The 16,288-nt window shown below is 44.9% G+C and carries 19 protein-coding genes; 15 read left to right on the top strand and 4 right to left on the bottom strand.

Annotated features, from left to right (window positions below):
* Nucleotides 1–201: 201 nt before the first annotated feature.
* The 7 genes from dnaB-PI to P3L40_RS19155 all read left to right on the top strand — a co-directional run bounded on the left by dnaB-PI (nucleotide 202) and on the right by P3L40_RS19155 (nucleotide 5,947).
* Nucleotides 202–1,473: an SPI-7-type island replicative DNA helicase gene (gene dnaB-PI, locus P3L40_RS19185; protein WP_316927994.1), complete on the top strand. Its 1,272-nt coding sequence runs from the start codon at nucleotides 202–204 to the stop codon at nucleotides 1,471–1,473.
* A 14-nt stretch (nucleotides 1,474–1,487) separates the two neighbouring features.
* The gene (locus P3L40_RS19180) at nucleotides 1,488–3,137 is read left to right on the top strand and encodes a ParB family protein (RefSeq protein ID WP_000845359.1); all 1,650 of its coding nucleotides are present in this window, start codon (nucleotides 1,488–1,490) and stop codon (nucleotides 3,135–3,137) included.
* 82 nt (nucleotides 3,138–3,219) lie between these two features.
* Nucleotides 3,220–3,747 carry a hypothetical protein gene (locus tag P3L40_RS19175; protein ID WP_316927993.1) on the top strand — a complete coding sequence of 176 codons (528 nt, stop codon included), beginning with the start codon at nucleotides 3,220–3,222 and terminating at the stop codon, nucleotides 3,745–3,747.
* Nucleotides 3,662–4,252: a DUF2857 domain-containing protein gene (locus P3L40_RS19170; RefSeq protein ID WP_000235333.1), complete on the top strand. Its 591-nt coding sequence runs from the start codon at nucleotides 3,662–3,664 to the stop codon at nucleotides 4,250–4,252. The genes P3L40_RS19175 and P3L40_RS19170 overlap by 86 nt, the downstream gene beginning before the upstream one ends.
* The gene (locus tag P3L40_RS19165) at nucleotides 4,242–4,526 is read left to right on the top strand and encodes a hypothetical protein (RefSeq protein WP_004239737.1); all 285 of its coding nucleotides are present in this window, start codon (nucleotides 4,242–4,244) and stop codon (nucleotides 4,524–4,526) included. Before P3L40_RS19170 ends, P3L40_RS19165 begins: the two co-directional genes overlap by 11 nt.
* Before the next feature lie 126 nt (nucleotides 4,527–4,652).
* Complete coding sequence (locus tag P3L40_RS19160) at nucleotides 4,653–4,838, top strand: hypothetical protein (RefSeq protein WP_316927992.1); 186 nt, start codon at nucleotides 4,653–4,655, stop codon at nucleotides 4,836–4,838.
* Between the two features lie 5 nt (nucleotides 4,839–4,843).
* A complete protein-coding gene (locus tag P3L40_RS19155) occupies nucleotides 4,844–5,947 on the top strand; it encodes an STY4528 family pathogenicity island replication protein (RefSeq protein WP_316927991.1) in 1,104 nt (367 codons plus the stop codon).
* 285 nt (nucleotides 5,948–6,232) lie between these two features.
* Here the strand turns inward: P3L40_RS19155 and P3L40_RS19150 are convergent, their stop codons facing one another.
* Complete coding sequence (locus tag P3L40_RS19150; protein ID WP_000115888.1) at nucleotides 6,233–6,751, bottom strand: ClbS/DfsB family four-helix bundle protein; 519 nt, start codon at nucleotides 6,749–6,751, stop codon at nucleotides 6,233–6,235.
* A gap of 282 nt (nucleotides 6,752–7,033) precedes the next feature.
* Between P3L40_RS19150 and P3L40_RS19145 the strand changes: the two genes are divergently transcribed.
* The 3 genes from P3L40_RS19145 (at nucleotide 7,034) to P3L40_RS19135 (ending at nucleotide 10,386) form a co-directional block, all read left to right on the top strand.
* Nucleotides 7,034–7,738 carry a PFL_4669 family integrating conjugative element protein gene (locus tag P3L40_RS19145; protein WP_000437242.1) on the top strand — a complete coding sequence of 235 codons (705 nt, stop codon included), beginning with the start codon at nucleotides 7,034–7,036 and terminating at the stop codon, nucleotides 7,736–7,738.
* 182 nt (nucleotides 7,739–7,920) lie between these two features.
* Complete coding sequence (locus P3L40_RS19140) at nucleotides 7,921–8,322, top strand: hypothetical protein (protein WP_239637694.1); 402 nt, start codon at nucleotides 7,921–7,923, stop codon at nucleotides 8,320–8,322.
* 9 nt (nucleotides 8,323–8,331) lie between these two features.
* On the top strand, nucleotides 8,332–10,386 hold the full coding sequence (locus tag P3L40_RS19135; protein ID WP_004239734.1) for a DNA topoisomerase III: 2,055 nt from the start codon (nucleotides 8,332–8,334) through the stop codon (nucleotides 10,384–10,386).
* A gap of 250 nt (nucleotides 10,387–10,636) precedes the next feature.
* Here P3L40_RS19135 and P3L40_RS19130 read toward each other — a convergent pair whose 3' ends face one another.
* Entirely contained in the window at nucleotides 10,637–10,837 is a 201-nt protein-coding gene (locus P3L40_RS19130; RefSeq protein WP_000370330.1) for a hypothetical protein, read from the bottom strand.
* Between the two features lie 432 nt (nucleotides 10,838–11,269).
* Here P3L40_RS19130 and P3L40_RS19125 point away from each other — a divergent pair, with 432 nt between their 5' ends.
* From P3L40_RS19125 to P3L40_RS19115, 3 genes are all read left to right on the top strand, one after another.
* Nucleotides 11,270–11,737, top strand: a complete 468-nt coding sequence (locus P3L40_RS19125) for an STY4534 family ICE replication protein (RefSeq protein ID WP_000202155.1) — start codon at nucleotides 11,270–11,272, stop codon at nucleotides 11,735–11,737.
* 20 nt (nucleotides 11,738–11,757) lie between these two features.
* A complete protein-coding gene (locus P3L40_RS19120) occupies nucleotides 11,758–12,705 on the top strand; it encodes an Rpn family recombination-promoting nuclease/putative transposase (protein ID WP_004239733.1) in 948 nt (315 codons plus the stop codon).
* Between the two features lie 441 nt (nucleotides 12,706–13,146).
* The gene (locus P3L40_RS19115; protein WP_004239732.1) at nucleotides 13,147–13,479 is read left to right on the top strand and encodes an exported protein; all 333 of its coding nucleotides are present in this window, start codon (nucleotides 13,147–13,149) and stop codon (nucleotides 13,477–13,479) included.
* Nucleotides 13,480–13,493: 14 nt separating this feature from the next.
* Here the strand turns inward: P3L40_RS19115 and P3L40_RS19110 are convergent, their stop codons facing one another.
* A complete protein-coding gene (locus P3L40_RS19110; RefSeq protein ID WP_004239731.1) occupies nucleotides 13,494–13,805 on the bottom strand; it encodes an Orn/Lys/Arg decarboxylase N-terminal domain-containing protein in 312 nt (103 codons plus the stop codon).
* A 314-nt stretch (nucleotides 13,806–14,119) separates the two neighbouring features.
* Entirely contained in the window at nucleotides 14,120–14,173 is a 54-nt protein-coding gene (locus P3L40_RS25165) for a hypothetical protein (protein WP_231316088.1), read from the bottom strand.
* A gap of 848 nt (nucleotides 14,174–15,021) precedes the next feature.
* Here P3L40_RS25165 and P3L40_RS19105 point away from each other — a divergent pair.
* Together P3L40_RS19105 and P3L40_RS19100 are read left to right on the top strand one after the other, a co-directional pair.
* On the top strand, nucleotides 15,022–15,432 hold the full coding sequence (locus P3L40_RS19105; RefSeq protein WP_000669584.1) for a fimbrial protein: 411 nt from the start codon (nucleotides 15,022–15,024) through the stop codon (nucleotides 15,430–15,432).
* Between the two features lie 174 nt (nucleotides 15,433–15,606).
* Nucleotides 15,607–16,230: a molecular chaperone gene (locus P3L40_RS19100; RefSeq protein ID WP_081355108.1), complete on the top strand. Its 624-nt coding sequence runs from the start codon at nucleotides 15,607–15,609 to the stop codon at nucleotides 16,228–16,230.
* Nucleotides 16,231–16,288 lie beyond the last annotated feature (58 nt).

Below are 16,288 nucleotides of genomic sequence, written 5' to 3'. Positions count from 1 at the left end.
TAGTCGGGCAGTCACAGGGAGCTTATCTCTGACGACTGTTCGTCCGACACCAACAATTCATATTCCAAAAAAAATAATTTATTTACACGGTGGGAACAGGGCATTTCGGATTAACGGAGGGCTTTTCAATGCATAAAAAGCTGTATTACCTGAAATAATCTGTACTCACCGGAGGCGGAGCAGAGCGTGCTGGGCGGGCTGATGCTGGATAATGACCGCTGGGATGAAGTGGCGCCGTTATTACAGGCGGAGGATTTTTGTTCCAGAGCGCATCAGGAAATCTGGAAGAAAATGGCCGCCCTGTGTCAGATAAACAGCCCGATAGATTTAATCACCCTCAGTGATGTACTGGAAAAAGACGGCGTGCTTGAGCGGGTGGGGGGCTTTGCTTATCTGGCGGAATTATCCAAAAACACCCCCAGTGCGGCCAATATTGTCCGCTATGCGGAGATTGTCGTGGATCGCAGCCGTGCCCGTGGTCTGATGATGCTCGGGAATCTGCTGGCCACCCAGAGTGTGGCGGCTCAGGCAAATATACCGGCGTTATGTGAGCAGGCTGAACAGCGGCTGTTTCAGCTGTCAGAAAAAGGGCTGCCCGCTTATTCCCCGTCGTTGCTCGATATTTTAAATAATGTTGTTCAGCATCTGGAGGAGGCATTAAGTGCAAAAGGGATAACCGGTACGCCAACGGGGTTCAGTGAGCTGGATGAAAAAACCTGTGGTTTGCAGGCAGGCGATTTGGTGTTACTGGGCGCACGGCCATCGATGGGGAAAACGGCACTGGCGCTGACCGTTGCACAGAATGCCCTGCGTCTGGCAGAAAAACCGGTCTTTTTTTTCAGTCTGGAAATGCCGGCGGAACAAATCATGCAGCGCTTACTCAGTGATTTGGGCAATGTCTCACTGACGGCTATCCGCAGTGCGTCTCTGGAAGAAAATGACTGGGAGTGTCTTGGTGGTGCCATGTCACAGATTGCCGAATGGGGGGAGCGTCTGGTGATTGATGATACCAGTAATATGACACCTTCCCTGTTACGTGCCCGGGCACGGCGTTACCGCCGTAAAGTGGGTACGCCGGGACTGATTATTGTGGATTACCTTCAACTGATGCGCAGTCCTGAACAGGAAAACCGGACGCAGGAAATCAGTGAAATTTCCCGTAGTCTGAAAGCACTGGCGAAAGAACTCGGGTGTCCGGTGGTGGCCCTTTCCCAGCTAAACCGGCAACTGGAGCAACGTGCAGATAAGCGCCCGACAAACGGGGATTTACGGGATTCCGGCTCGCTGGAACAGGATGCGGATTTGATTTTATTTTTGTACCGCGATGAGGTGTATCACGAACACTCACCGGACAAAGGTGTGGCAGAAATTATCATCGGTAAGCAACGACAGGGACCGCTGGGGACGGTGAAAGTGCAGTTTAACGGGATGTATACCCGGTTCAGTGATTTTCCTCAGGGATATTATTTTTAAGGGAGAGGCGAAGAATGAAAACAGATTTACAGCATAAACTCAGTCAGGCGCTTCTCAGAGGAAATCCTGTCAGTTCCCCGTTATCCGATAATGCCCACGTCAATCCGGTGTCTGAAATGCCGATGATATTAACACTTGAGCAACTTCAGCCAAATCCGGATAACCCACGTCAGGGCAGAAACCCGCGTTATGAGGAAATCAAGAGTTCCATTCGGGCACGCGGACTGGACAGTGTCCCTAAAGTCACCAAAGCACCGGGGAGTGAGTTTTATATCTTCAGTGACGGCGGAAATACGCGCTATCAGATCCTCTCTGAGTTGTGGCAGGAGACACAGGATGAGCGTTTCTTCCGCCTTCATGTGTTATTTAAACCCTGGCCGGGGCGTTTGCAGTGTTTGATTGGCCATCTGGCGGAGAATGAAGTCAGAGGGGAGTTAACGTTTCTGGAAAAAGCACAAGGGATTTGTGTGGCGCGTTCTCTGTATGAGGAAACGCTGGGGAAAAAATTATCACTCCGGGCATTCGCTCAGCGCATGACGGCGGACGGATTACCTGTCAGCATTTCACACATCAGTAAGATGGAAGATACTGTTTCTGTTTTATTACCTTATATGCCCCGTTTACTGGAAAACGGGCTGGGAAGACCCCAAATTGAGCAATTATTGTCCGTGCGTTCGACATTAAAACGGGTAGCGGATTCGTTTCTTTTTCAGTATGACGGGCCGGATCCAGCCTGTGATTTTCTGGGATGTTTTGAAAGGACATGCACAGAAATAGATAACCATGATGTTTTTGATTATGACGTGTTTCTGGATGAACTGATTGGCCGGCTACTGAGGGAGTGTTCTGTTGCCGGTGTGGATTATGAACGTTGGGTATTTGAATTGAAGGTCAATAAAGGCAGACGCAGCACAAAGCCGGAATTGCCTGCGCCGGTGGAGAGTGAGGGTGATACAACAACCGCGCATTCAGAAACCGTACCTACCGGTATGACCTCCGGTTTTTCGGCAGAGGATTTGTTAACGGAGCCCCTATCTTCTGGTTCAGGTCAGGAGGCTTCAGTATCTCCTGTCGTTGAAAAGAAAAAATCCCGTCCGGTTGTGGAGATCCAGACGGATTTATACGGCGGGGCACCTGTGCTGAGCGGGGATACCGACGAGGCGGATATTGAGCCTGTCGATGGCGGAAGTCTGTTTGTCACGAATAACCCGGAGCATGTCACACCGGTGGAGGCGCCCGTCTCCGGTCATGCGGTGACGGCACTGACGTGTCAGGATCTCTGGCCGGTGGCATCACATCTGGATGATATTGAACATCTTCAGACGCAAATTTACCGTACTTTGTTTGAATTAGGGAATGAGCTGGATTTATCTTCCGCCTTTATGGCGGCTTCCGGGGTGCATTCTCCGGGATTTATTACGTTGTCAGCACATTCGGTGCTGGGGCGTGTGATGACGGTTTTCTCAGAACCTGATGAGTCCCATGATGATATTCCGGATGCCCTCAGAGCCCTGCTGACGGGGGGATATCAGCCCGGTATGTCGCCGGTATTGAATGATACCCAGTTTATGACATGGATGAAACTGATGTACTTGTTGCGTTGTTTGTATGCCAAACAAAGAGATGTTGATCCGGATGTGAATGATGAAGAGGAATGGGAATAAAAGCACCGCCTTATCGCCGGAGGCGCTGGCGTGTTATCTGCCCCTGAACCGGGGGCGGGCAAAGACCGGTTATGAGCAGGAAGTGATACAGCGCCTGATGGATATCTGCCGGTTATTCCGGGCCGGGAGCCGGAAATATGAGCATGATAAGGTTTTCCGGTTTTCTGTCCGTCCACCGGAAAATCAGGATGCGGACTGGTGGCGGTTGGTGTTGTTCAGTGCGGAAATTTGCCGTTGCCGTTATGCACTGCGGAAAACCGGGACCGCCGGAGAACCTTATATTGAGGTGTGTTTTACCGGTAAAGGCCGGCAGGCTGAATTGTCTGCGGAATTACTGGGATTTATATGGTCCCGGTATTATCAGAGCCGGCGCCGGGCGTGGCGAAAATATATGCGCACCATGAGACAAAAAGCAGGGGCAGAAGTATTGCTTTCAAATAAAGCCCGTGAGTTATGGCACCGGAATTACGTGTTACAGTGGATACTTACACTCTGGCAGGCTTTCAATAATACAGGAGGCTGTAATGGCGACTCAATTAGCACAGGCAGGGAATCATCTGCTGACAGAACTGGTGATGGAAATAAAAAGCGGAAATCTGCGGCGTTGTGAGGCGCTGGGACTGACGGACAATGAGATCCGGTTACTGAACAGTTTAACCATTGAAGATCTGCATTATCTTTCTCAAAGTCCGGTCTCCATTATTACCTGCCAGATCCACCGGGAGAATTTACGGTTATTACTGACCCGGGCAAAAGAAGTTCACCGTCAAAATCAGATGATTGAACGCTGTCTGAGACTGGGGGCATCCATCGATTTGCTGAATCAGTATTTTGGCATGACGTCACTGGAGGTGTCAGCCCGTCGGCGTTTGTCCGGGATCCGGGGAAATGCTGGCCGTTCACAGCGGCTGTCAGATGTGCAGCAAACGGAATTATGGTATCGCTGGAAAGAGGAGGGCATGCCGGAGCCGGATGATCCGGATTGTCTTCAGATCATGGTGTCCTGTGCCGAAAAAATGAATGTCTCTCTGACCACGGTATGGAATTCGGTTCAGGAATGGCACCGGGACGGCATACTGAATTCAGCTGACAGGGGGAAATATCATGCCGGATAACAGGAATATCAGTCATCATCAATCCGCCCGGATATTTCCGGAATGTGTCACGCCTGTTCCGGAGCATATTCAGCGGAAGGCAAACGGGTTATTGCTACGTTATTTTTCGGGAGAACGACTTTGTAAAAAAGTGAAATGCGGTGGAAAAAAGGGCGGTGTTTACCCGGTATTGAAAATTGATATTGGTGCATTCTGGCGTCTGCTCAGTATGGACCAGGGGCAAAGCTGGAAGCTGATGAGCCATGAACGTTATAACAAGATGATTAGCCGGTAAGGGCAGAATATTCAACATCATGATCCTCAGTATATTGAGACTGCCTCTTTACGGTGCGGTATTTTCACCGGAGGAGGCAGCTATAAGTGTATTCAGGCATGAAATTATTTTTGTGTGGGGCATAAGATGCAATTTCCTCCGGACAGTATTATTCAGTTTTCATTAGAAAAAATGCGGCAGCAACTGCATCACCGGCAACACAGCCAGCCCGGCACGGCACTGCGCAGTGGATTGATTTACGCCGGCAATGTTCATGATGCAATCCCCCGGCAATTATTGCTGGAATCCCGACTTTCCCGGTTGATAAACTGACCTGGATGATGATCCGCCTTCATGCTCAGCAAAATGAGGGGGCCGTATTTCCGACCTATGATGACTTACAACTCCAGTTAGCCACACCCCACAGCGATAAAGCCTCGCGGGAAACGGTCAGCAGGGCACTGTTAATGCTGAGGCTGACGGGCTGGCTCAGTTTATGCCATCGGGTCAGGGATAAACGGGGGCGTATCAGAGGAAATATCTATATGTTACATGATGAGCCGGTGAATGCATTTGATGCAGAGACATTAGATCCACGCTGGATGGATGTACTGGAAAAAAGTTGTTATCACAAAAATAAGAGTGTGCGGTGCGTGGCCCGCGCTGCGCTGACTGCCCTGAAAACCGAGCCGTCAATGCGACATCAGCATACCAGAATGCAACTCATTGAGCAGCGGCTTGAAAGTCTTCAGACACCGGAAGCGCTGGCAGACAGGCAACGCCGGATACTCAATGGGCAGACGGCACAACTTCATCCGGGTAAACATAAAAAAAATCGAGCCCAGTGTAAAACACCGGATTTGAAAATCGAACTCAGGGAAAAAAATGATGAAAAAAAACCGGGTACGAAAATCGAACTGAGTACACAAACCCAGTCTGATTCAGGGGTACGAAAATCGAACTGTTACGTACGTAATACTTTTACACAGAGTGTAAAAAATACGTACGTAGATCAGGGAGAGCAATATTTATCGGGTACTCAGGTGCAGGGGCTGCATCAGTGGATTGATGAGAATGATCGGCAGATGCTGGAAAAACAGTTACAGGCGTTGCCGGAAGAAGCCGCAATATCGATTGTGCAGCAACTGACACAGGGGGTGAGGACAGGAAGTGTACGTAATCCGGTGGGGTATGCCTTGCAGCTATTAAAGGCAGCCCGTGAAGGGCGATATCACTCCGTTTCCCCAGCAGAAACGGGGATGAAAAGTGCGTCTTTACAGAAAATGTCAGGTACTCCGGATGTATCACAGCACACGCAAACCAAACCGGAGAGAACGGAGAGAAGTAAGGCGTCTCAGGGGGGGATGGGTGCCCCTGATATTGCACGTCAGTACCTTCAGCGTTTTCGCCGTACGCTCATAGGGATATCCAATGAGCAATGAAGGCGTATTCAATAAATCACCCGTGTTTCCACTGGAAACAGTGCTCAAAACTTAACCGGTGTTTCCACTGGAAACAGTGCTCAAAACTTAACCGGTGTTTCCACTGGAAACAGTGTTTAAAAATTGGGTTTTTCTTATCCGGGTAGGAAGGTCCGGAACGCGATATTTCGCTTTCCGTAACGAAATCTGCATCATCGAGAGTAAAGAATTTAACAAGCTATGGAGCAGTCTGGTTAACGATATGGGCATAGAGATATTTTCGTACATATAATTTCACTCTGATATTTACTTTAAACTGATCTTATTGTTTTTTGCCCACTTTCTTAATCTTCCATTAGCGTTGGCGTAAGGCGAAGATGTGTTAAATGAGATCATTCTCCCCATCGTCCATTTTGTGTACCATAGTCTTCCATACAAAATATCATCGGTACGCTCATCAATAAGTTTCACAACTTCATTTTTTACAGCCTGAAGTTCAGCTACTAACAATTCATAACTTAACTCACTGTAATCTGAGTAAAATTTTTGAGCAAGAAGACTAAGTTGATTCCATTTATAGCCAGTTTCCGGAAAATCGACAGGCAGACCTTTAGCATCAAAAGTGATCCACTTTACAACAAGAGCATTCCATCCAAGCAGATATGAAACAAGGTCATGAACACTTATCTTCGTTCCTTTGGCGTGTCCATCCATTGAGTTATCTGAAGTCATTTCTGGCGGGATTGCGTTGAGGTAACTAATTAATTTACTAAAACTTTTATCAATAGCTAAAAGCAGCTCAGCTTTTGTTTGTGGCACACTCATGAAGAATTTCCTCTTATTTAAAATAAGACACCATAAATGCATTGTATGGTGTTTATAAATCAATTAGGTACTGTACTACTCCCCTTACAACAGAGGAAGACCCTTAACTATTTACTGATGTTTCCGGTGGAAACAATGCTCAAAGGTTAACCTGCATTTCAGTAGGATGACGAGTAACGCTACGTTTTTATAATAAATTATTTTTTTCAATTTGAATTTATCGTTGGCATAGGGGGTTGACATTTGTACGGTATGTCAATTTCTCAAAGCAAGGGTATTGTTATGGAACAAAATAAACATTCTCAACAGTTACTTCAGGCTGGCCCTTTAAAGTCAACATTAACACTGAAACTCCATACCAGTTATGCAATCCGGCTATGGGAAGGGCGGGTTGTACCCAACTCTCAGAATGACGGTGACGAAAAAAAGCGTAAATGGATGATCCCCAGTCTTCCGATGTTTATTTCCCGGGCGGGTCATATTACTGATGATGCAAAGAAGGGATACTTATATGCAGAAATGTGGCTGTATCAGCTTGAGCAGGCACTGGAGCAAGGGACTCGGACTATTCAGAAATTACTTTCAGAGGTTGAACAACAATTAGTTCAGTTACCTGCGGTTGCGGTTATTTCGGATATCTCATCAACATCTCCTGTTGACCTGGCGATATTCAGTAAATCTCCTGTTGGTTATAAATGTGTCTGGTTACTCGTCGGGGTTGATCAACTTGCTTTGCGTGTATTGCAGGGAGAGCATTATGGTTTTATTTCCCGTCAGCAACGTGACAAGGTCCTTAAATTAGCGGGCTATCAGGTTCGTCATGTGACAGGGATGGCCGTAAACTACCGGAAATATGAGCTCACCCGTCATAACCTTGATTTAAACAGTGAAACTTATCAACAGGCTTCCCGTTATTTAGGTGAAATTGATCCGGATATCATTTCAGGAAGAAAACGTGCGTCATTTTTACCGTCTTTAAAAAAATAACGAATGTTATTTATATTGGGTTAATTATTTAATAATAAGGAGCTGCAATGAAAAAAAGCGGATTGCTTACCTTATGCTTTTCTTTATGGCTTTTGACCGGATGCTCTGCACAGGAAATCGCAGAATGGAATCAGAAAATCAGTGACCTGGGGCATCAGGTCAGTCATACCATGAATGGTGGTATGCAGAAACGGGAACAACGGGAGTATGACGTGGTTATCCCTGTTGATATTGATACAGCCGCAGCCCGTCTGCGCCGTTATTATGGTTTTGAGGATGTGAATGCCAAAATCCGTGCTCTGTGTCAGTCAGGTAAAGAAAGTGATCAATGGGCCGCCACGGCTATTGCAGAAGAAAGCCGGGGCTGGGAATGGGAAGTGACGCCGGGAAGTTATTATAAAATGGGGGCGGATATGGGAAAACGTAACCCGCCGGCACATATCGTCATCGAACTGGAAAAAAATGGTTCGGGAACACACATGTATATCACTTACAGCGCTTCGTACAGTGATACCCTGACTCCGGAGTTTGTTCAGGAAATATTTAAAACCGCGAATGACGTTGCAGCCGGAAAAAGGAGGTAGAACAGGGTAATGAAATTATTTCTGTGCGAAAAGCCGTCTCAGGCCAAAGATATTGCCCGGGTGATCGGCGCTCATCAGCGGCGGGATAATTTTTTTCAGGGAAATGGCGTTCAGGTCGCCTGGGCAAGAGGTCATCTGCTGGAGCAGGCTGAACCGGAGGCTTATGGCGCACAGTTTGCGGCCCCCTGGCGGCAGAGTGCCTTACCCGTTATTCCTGAACAGTGGAAAATGGTGGTTAAAAAAGACGCGGTTTCGTTGTTTCAGACCATAAAACAGTTGCTCAGTCAGGCGACGGAAGTGGTGATTGCCACGGATGCGGACAGGGAAGGGGAAGTGATTGCCCGTGAATTACTGGAGGCCTGTCATTACCGGAAAAAGGTACAACGTTTATGGTTGTCTGCACTGGATGAGGCGAGTATCAGGCAGGCATTAAATAACCTGTTACCCGGCGAGAAAACGGCCTCTTTATATTCAGCGGGATTAGGGCGGGCCAGAGCAGACTGGCTTATCGGTATGAACATGACGCGTCTGTTTACCCTCAAAGCCCGGGAACTGGGGTTTGGTGGGATATTGTCGGTCGGACGTGTCCAGACGCCGACACTGGCCCTGATTGTCCGGCGGGAAAGAGAAATTACGCACTTTGTTTCCAAACCCTTCTGGCGGGTGACCGCCTCGTTGCAGCATCAGGGGATCATTTTTCAGGCTCACTGGCGACCTGCCTCGCAGTATTGTGATGATGAACATCGTTGTATTCACGTTCAGGCCGCTCAGGCCGTAGAGCAACTGTGCCGGCAGGCAGGGAAAGCGACGGTGTGTACAGTGAATGAAACGAAAGGAAAAGCCTTGCCGCCGTTGCCGTTTGATCTCGGGACACTTCAGCAGGCGGCCTCAAGGCGTTGGGGGTATTCTGCGGATAAAGTGCTTGAAATCGCACAAAGTCTGTATGAAAAACATAAGGCCACCACGTATCCCCGGACGGACTGCGGGTATCTGCCGGTGTCCATGCGTGCCGACATACCGGTTGTTTTAGATGCATTATCACAAAGCGATCCGGCCTTACAGAATGTGCTGGCACAATTGCAGCCGGCGCGAATTTCCCGGGTCTGGAATGATGCAAAAATTACGGCTCACCATGCGATTATACCGACCCGGCAGACACCTGATTTGAACGCCATGAATGAGGCTGAACTGAATGTCTATAAACTTATCCGTGCCCATTATCTGGCGCAGTTTTTGCCGGATCAGGAATGGGATGCAACAGAGGTGTTTTTAGATATAGGCGGACAACAATTTGTTGCCAAAGGGAAAGTCGAAAGAGTGAAGGGCTGGTCTGTATTATTTGTGAAACATGAAGACGATCCGCCAGTAAAAGAAGAGGCAGAAACCGGGCTGGAAGCCGGAACAGAAACATTGCCGTCCCTTCACGAAGGTGAATTCTGTGTGGTACAGGAGGCAAAGGTTGTACAACTGGCGACCTCACCACCGAAACCGTATACGGATGGTACATTGATTGCGGCCATGAAGAATGCGTCCTCCTTTATTACCGATCCGACATTAAAAAAAGTCCTGAAAGAGAATGCGGGGCTGGGGACAGAGGCAACCCGGGCAGGGATCATCACCACGCTGGAAAACAGGAAATTGATTGTCAGGCAGAAAAAAACACTCCGGGCGACAGACACCGGTTGTCAGCTGATTGATGCCCTGCCGGCAGCCTGTACAGATCCGGGAATGACGGCGTTATGGGAACAATCACTCGAGCAGGTTGCACAGGGAAATCTGTCTCTGGATGTGTTTATGCAAAAGCAAATCAGCTGGTTGGCACATCTCATTAAAAAAGGCGGGGAAATGCCGCTGGCGCTGGATCTGCCACCGATGCCATCCTGCCCGTCGTGTCATGGAAAGATGGTCTTACGGGAGAGCAGTAAAGGCCGTTTCTGGAGTTGTCAGCGTTATCCGGATTGTAAAGGGAGTGTACCATTACCGGAAAAAATGCAGGGGGTTACCCGGGGGATGAATAAAAGAAAGAAGGCCGTGAAGAAGAGCATAACAGGACTCTTTACCTGAGTGATAATTACCGTTAGCATAGCTGACGCTAGGGAAAAGCCCCCCGTCATTGCGGCAAAGCCGTAGCGGAACAACTGCGGTGGCGACAATGAGAAAGTCTGTCTGTCAGCAGGACAGACTTTAAGGCGCATCAACCTCATGAAAACCGCGCCGGAGCTGGTTGAACTCCTGAGGTTCTTTTTAACATCACAGAGTGGGCGGCACTGTCAGGCGTTATTAACCGTAACGCCTTTTTTATTTGACAAAAAAGTTATTCATCCATGTGACTGAGTACCTGAATCACCCAGTCCGGGCAGGGCCGGGCGCTGTTTTTTTCCGGTGGGCATAACCAGGATTTTACCGCCCTGACAGAACAGGGCCTGCCTGTTGTCTGCTGAATGAGTTGAGCCAGGTCTTTTTGTGTCAGATGATGTTGCTGTAACCAGACTTTCAGTTTGTTTCTGTTATCCATTTTATTCTTCTGTGTTTATCCTTTTCTCTCTGAACTGCTTTTTTACTTGACAAATAAAAAAAGCAGATTAATCCTTATTCTGCTTATACCGTTGCTTAATGCAACATTGCCAATGCTTCAGTTGTCTGAGAGAAGCGCCTACGGGTGACAACGATGCCAATGTTCCGGCAATCTGAGAGGAACGCCTACGGGTGATTGCCACTGCCAATCCTCGGGTCATCTGAGACGGGAGCCTACGGGCGATGACAGAACTCCGTTCGTCCTTGAAATTGACGGAGGGTGATAACAGAATAGCGTTATCATCAGGATCATCTTATACAACGCAAGTCGTCAGTTCGGGAGCGTTCCTGTTACTGACCCCGGTGGGAAACACGTTCCTGCCGAGACGATGTTTCTCATTTTTTTACCTTTTTTATCCGATGGAGAAACATCATGACCAGCAAAAATAATACAACATCTGAAAATAAATACTTTAATCTGCATGTGAACGGGATTGGGTATTTATCGAATATCCGTCAGGTTAACGGCCCTAAAGGGCAGTTTTTAACCGCAGTGATTAATGCACTCAGTGGACCGGCTGATAACCCTGTGTATGTTCGTTTTGATACGACCGTTGTCGGGGAGAATACGGTCTCACTGGTCAGACGGTGTATCAAAGCGGTGGATGAGGACAAAAAAGTCCTAACCGGGTTTACATTAAGTAACCTGGCTTCCGATATTTTCACCCTGACAAAAGGTGAGCATGCCGGAGAACAGCGGGTCAGCCTGAAAGCCAGGCTGCTGAATATTGACTGGATTAAAATCGGTAAAGAAGTGGTATATAAAGCCGAGAAACACCAGTCAACACCACCAGAGACTGAACAGCCGGTATCCAGAGAGTATGTGGCTGATTCTTTTTAGTCATTAATAAGGAGTTTGCTGTGACTAAAAATACACAACAACCGGTACATGATGCGTTATTCAAGCAGTTTTTAACGCATCCTGAGAATGCCCGGGATTTTTTCTCGGTGCATTTGCCGGCCAACATCCTGCCTTTGTGCGATTTAAGTACACTGCGCCTGGAGCCGGCCAGTTTTGTGGAGCGCCGTTTACGTCAGCTGCATTCGGATGTGCTGTATTCCGTGCAGATGACGGAAGGGGAAGGGTATATCTACTGCCTGATCGAGCACCAGTCAAAACCGGATCGGTTAATGGGTTTTCGTCTGATGCATTATGCGATGTCAGCGATAGCGCATCATCTGAAAAAATCGCCGGCGGATAAGACCCTGCCGTTGGTGGTGCCGTTTCTGTTTTATCAGGGCAGTGTTTGTCCTTATCCGTACAGCATGAACTGGCTGGACGGGTTCGCCGATCCGGCGCTGGCTCAGCAGCTGTATACCCGGTCGTTTCCGTTAGTGGATTTGAGTGTGCTCAGTGATGAGGAAATCCTGACACACAAGGGTATTGCCCTGCTGGAGCTGGTTCAGAAACATATTCGGACCCGCGACGGTTTAATGGCGGTATTGCCGATAATCGCGCAGATAATTAACTCGCAACACAATACGGTTGACCAGGTGAGGAGTGTGATAGAATATATTGCCTATCAGGGGTATATTCTGGATGAATCCCGCTTTTTCAGCCAATTGATTGCACTGTCACCGGAGTATAAAACGATGCTGACAACGATTGCAGAACAACTTGAGCAAAAAGGTATCGAAAAAGGTATCGAAAAAGGTATCGAAAAAGGTATCGAAAAAGGTATCGAAAAAGGTATTGGCCTGGGTGTTGAAAAAGTCGCCCGCTCATTATTACAACAGGGGGTTGATCTGAACATTATTATGCAATGTACCGGACTGACCCGGGAAAAGATTGAGTCATTAAAACATTAATCTTTTCTGTTTTTACTCTCAAATGCCGGCATGACTGCCGGCATTTTTTATGCCCGCCGTTTTCTTTTTTTTTCGGAAAACTAATTTCTCATTGAGAGCACTTGCTTTTCTGCGCACAGTGTGCCTGTGACTTTATTTTATTAACACAGGACAGAAAATGCGTATGAAAATTCTCCCGATATGTCTTGCCCTGACCTCACTGCTGTTGGGGGGCTGTGCAGATAAACCCTCCCGGCCTGCTGAACCGGTGGCTGATAGATACCGCGATTCTGGTCAACACCGGTCATGCCCAGCCGGTACTTCCGGACCTTTATCCATCAGCTGGGGCTGGTACAGTTACTGCCGGTGGGCGGACGTTATCAGGGGCGTACGGTGACGTTGCGCCTACCATAAAAGAGATGCCGTGATGAAAAACATAAGATTTGTGGTTTTACTGAGCGGGTGTCTGATGACAGCGCCGCTGACAGCCACACAGTCTGTTTCCGGGGGGCAGATTGGCAGATTGAGGCGGGGAAATCGGCTAAGAGTCAGACTCAGTCATTGCAGTATGAGGCGCAGGAATGGGGACTGAGTGCGGAGGAGTATGCCCGTTTTGAAGCGCTGATGAAAGGGTGGCGCGGTATTCAGTCTCTCGGCCTGGATCCTCTGACGACACTGGGCATTGAGGCCCGGTCAGATGAGGAGCGCTGTCGGCTGGCTGAAAAGTGGGTACAGCAGGAATTTGCCTGGGCAGAAAAAGAGCTGGCGTTTCAGCGGGAAGTGGATGCAGCCTAGAAACGGCTTTATGGTCAGATATTATCGGTCAGTCTGGGAACAGCCGGCTGAATCCGGTCTGTATTCTTTTTATTTAAATCAATTACACCTGTTAATCGATTAATAATATTAGTCGGAATAACTTTATCTTTATTAATAATAGCGAATACAGGCTGTCCAAAGCTATTTTGTTCAATAAAATCGAGCCTTCCATCTTGAATATTATCAAGTGAAATAATAATTGCGGCAATATAAGAGAAGTCAGTATGTAGAATATTAACATATTTACGATGAGTTGAAATAGAGTCAGACATATCATAGCTGACTGCGACTTTATAATTTTTCATTTTTAATTCCTTTTTGGTAAAAAATCTTGCTGAAATATTAAGTGAAAATATTTCATTTATTTATATTTATGTCATCACGGATATAAAATAATGTTATAGGTTGGTGGCTTTTATAATTTTAGTAATCTTTTTTTTAGCAAAATGACTAGGAATAAAAGCTGTTTAGCTGCACATTACTGTGCATAAAAACCAAGGATATGAATGTTCAATAAGAGCTCGTTATAACCACATTAAATGTGATATATAATGATAAAGAGATTGACTATCCATTTGATGAAAATATGCAAACCACGTGATAGAAGCCAATAGAGAGATTATCTTTGAGCGCTGAAAAGATTAAAACTAAAACATGAGAAATGTGAAAGCATCATTATATGTGTAATAAGTTTTATATGTGGTCAAAATCGGTTATTATTTTCTATTTTTGCATTCATTAATTGTTAAGGTATATATAACAACTATAAGTTATATGTAATTAAATATCCGAATTATACTGTGATGCAGATCAAGGTATATCATTTAAAGAATGATTTTTCTTTAATTCATATATTTATTTTTTGTTATTTGTTGTTTTCTTTTTAACAAAAGAATAGGTGATTAATATAGTCGCCAAGTCTATGTTATAAATATTAATACAATGTATTTATGGTGCCTTTCCTATAATTAAAGATTATAAATTATTATCATTAATGGTTGCATTAATATATATTTATTTTCTAAATAATTATTTTAAAGTTTTTTAAATTTGCTTATATAGTCATTAAGATTAATAAAATATACTTTGAAATATATTCTGTATTACCTATTCCCTTCTATATCAATATAAATGAGTTTTACAATCAGTATAAATTGTTAAAAATGATCGTTAAAAACGATTGTTATGTTTATATTGATGGTTTTAATCTATCAAAAAAATACATTATCGATCAATAATAACATATTAACATAATTTATTTTTAGAAAGAAAATTATATCCATTAATTATATTTTAATTACATGAGGTTACATTTTAATAAATAATAAGTTTGTAATTTCAAATAAAGCTTCCGTATTTTTCATGTTGGTGAATGTTATTAATTTTTTATTAAATAATGGCGTTTATATTTAATAATTTTAATAGAGTAGCACCTGTTTTTTATAGTTTTAATATATAAATTAAGGATATAAATACCCTCAATGAAGTTTATAGATTGATTTTTATGTTAGTAACCAAATAATGAAATTTAAAAATAATATTGCTTTAAGTACGGTACTGTCTGTTGCTATTTTTAACTCAGCAATGGCATATGACGGTACAATTAGTCTTACTGGATGCACTACTGGACAAAATGGATCTAGTAATGTGAAAGCTTTTTTTGAACCCGGAGCTAATACTGACTTTAATACGAACAAACTAAAAAATGCAAGCTCTGACGGAGCACAAAATGTTCAAATTCAGTTATTAAATAACGATGGTACTACTGCTATTCAATTAGGGAAAGACTTTGTCGGACAGGATGTCCATTCAGAAGCTATTAATAGTGACGATGAAGCGACACTACGCTATATGGCCCAATATTATGCTACAGGAAAAGCAATTGTAGGGGATGTCATTTCTAGTGTTAATTACACTATTGCCTATGAGTAATAAATAATAATCGTGCGTTTTTATTATCATTATTTACAAGGCAGCTCATCTGCACTGCTTTGTTCGGAGTTTCCATGAAAAAACTTTTCTTTTTCATGATGGCCGGCTTATTTTCTGTGTCAAGTTATGCTAATGTTGGGTACCTGAGTTATTTATCCTGAAAACTAGGAAGGTATTAATATTAAAATTAATAATGATGAATCTACTCCATCTTTAATTCAGTCCTGGATTGATACTGGTGATGCCAGTGTTGCTCCAGACTCAGTCAATGTTCCCTTTATTATTACTCCGCTTATATTTCGTATAGAACCTCACACAGGGCAAACATTACGAATTATGTATACGGGTGAAGCACTGCCTAATGATCGTGAATCAATTTTTTGGCTAAATATACTGGATATTTCAGCTAAACCTAAATTTGAAAATAAAAATAATTTAAATGTAAACTCAAATTATCTTCAACTCCCGATCCATAGTCGCATAAAGCTATTCTATCGTCCAGAAAAACTCACACGTTCTCTCAGTGAGGCCTATAATTCTGTTATATGGCATATTGAAAAACAAGGAGCAAAGGCCTTTCTTTGTGCAGATAATCAAAGTCCTTATTTTATTACTTATAATCATATTACTTTGATTCAGAGCAACTACTCACAATCAATTAATCCAGTAGATATGGTTGCTCCTTATTCTTCAATACGCCTTCCTATACATGGAAATATGTCGGGATATGGAAAAGTGAAGTGGACAGTTGTTAACGATTATGGTGGGCATGAATTAAGTGAGTCAGCTCTGAAATAAGGATAATATTTATGAAATATTGCACTTAAACTGAACATCATTCATTCCTGCCTGCCAT

Source organism: Providencia sp. PROV040 (assembly GCF_032706145.1).
GTDB lineage: Bacteria > Pseudomonadota > Gammaproteobacteria > Enterobacterales > Enterobacteriaceae > Providencia > Providencia hangzhouensis.
This window is presented reverse-complemented; position numbering and strand designations above follow the sequence as displayed.

Coding starts and splice junctions, on each gene's coding strand:
- P3L40_RS19105 (WP_000669584.1), top strand. CDS start 15,022: ATGAAATTTAAAAATAATATTGCTTTAAGTACGGTACTGTCTGTTGCT.
- P3L40_RS19110 (WP_004239731.1), bottom strand. CDS start 13,805: ATGAAAAATTATAAAGTCGCAGTCAGCTATGATATGTCTGACTCTATT.
- P3L40_RS19160 (WP_316927992.1), top strand. CDS start 4,653: ATGCAATTTCCTCCGGACAGTATTATTCAGTTTTCATTAGAAAAAATG.
- P3L40_RS19130 (WP_000370330.1), bottom strand. CDS start 10,837: ATGGATAACAGAAACAAACTGAAAGTCTGGTTACAGCAACATCATCTG.
- P3L40_RS19150 (WP_000115888.1), bottom strand. CDS start 6,751: ATGAGTGTGCCACAAACAAAAGCTGAGCTGCTTTTAGCTATTGATAAA.
- dnaB-PI (WP_316927994.1), top strand. CDS start 202: ATGCTGGATAATGACCGCTGGGATGAAGTGGCGCCGTTATTACAGGCG.
- P3L40_RS19155 (WP_316927991.1), top strand. CDS start 4,844: ATGATGATCCGCCTTCATGCTCAGCAAAATGAGGGGGCCGTATTTCCG.
- P3L40_RS19135 (WP_004239734.1), top strand. CDS start 8,332: ATGAAATTATTTCTGTGCGAAAAGCCGTCTCAGGCCAAAGATATTGCC.
- P3L40_RS19180 (WP_000845359.1), top strand. CDS start 1,488: ATGAAAACAGATTTACAGCATAAACTCAGTCAGGCGCTTCTCAGAGGA.
- P3L40_RS19140 (WP_239637694.1), top strand. CDS start 7,921: ATGCAGAAACGGGAACAACGGGAGTATGACGTGGTTATCCCTGTTGAT.
- P3L40_RS19165 (WP_004239737.1), top strand. CDS start 4,242: ATGCCGGATAACAGGAATATCAGTCATCATCAATCCGCCCGGATATTT.
- P3L40_RS19125 (WP_000202155.1), top strand. CDS start 11,270: ATGACCAGCAAAAATAATACAACATCTGAAAATAAATACTTTAATCTG.
- P3L40_RS19170 (WP_000235333.1), top strand. CDS start 3,662: ATGGCGACTCAATTAGCACAGGCAGGGAATCATCTGCTGACAGAACTG.
- P3L40_RS19145 (WP_000437242.1), top strand. CDS start 7,034: ATGGAACAAAATAAACATTCTCAACAGTTACTTCAGGCTGGCCCTTTA.